Raw genomic sequence first — 650 nt, forward strand, 5'->3', positions numbered from 1 at the left:
TCCTTGGAGAAGCCGTAGCCGCCGTGGATGCGGAAGGCGTCCTCCACGACCTCCTTGCAGTACTCGGAGGCGAGGTACTTCGCCATTCCGGCCTCGAGGTCGTTCCGCTCGCCCGAGTCCTTTTTGCGTGCCGCGTTCACCATCATGGCGTGTGCGGCCTCGACCTTGGTGGCCATTTCGGCAAGTTTGAACTGGATTGCCTGGTGCTGGGCGATCGGCTTGCCGAAGGTGTGCCGCTGCTGGGCGTAGGAGACACCCAGTTCGAAGGCGCGCTGAGCGACACCGCAGCCACGGGCCGCGACATTCACCCGGCCCACCTCGACTCCGTCCATCATTTGGTAAAACCCTCGGCCGGTGACCCCGCCGAGCACGCGATCGGCCGGAATGCGCAGTCCGTCCATGATGAGTTCGGTGGTGTCGACACCCTTGTAACCCATCTTGTCGATCTTCCCGGGGATGGTGAGTCCGGGGCGGACCTCGCCGAACCCGGGCTCCTTCTCGATCAGGAAGGTCGTCATCGACTTGTGGGGCGCCGTGCCCTCGGGGTGTCCTTCGTCACTGCGGACCAGCACGGCGACGAGCGTGGACGTGCCGCCGTTCGTCAGCCACATCTTCTGGCCCGTCAGGACGTACTCTCCCCCACTCTCGAC

The 650-nt window shown here is 64.8% G+C and carries 1 protein-coding gene; it reads right to left on the reverse strand.

The window, feature by feature from the left end; translation table 11 throughout:
• Window positions 1-650, reverse strand: a 650-nt coding sequence (locus VXC91_RS46545; RefSeq protein WP_329513359.1) for an acyl-CoA dehydrogenase family protein, incomplete at both ends; no start/stop codon positions are given.

The organism is Streptomyces chiangmaiensis, assembly GCF_036281785.1.
In the GTDB taxonomy this organism is placed as follows: Bacteria; Actinomycetota; Actinomycetes; order Streptomycetales; family Streptomycetaceae; genus Streptomyces; species Streptomyces chiangmaiensis.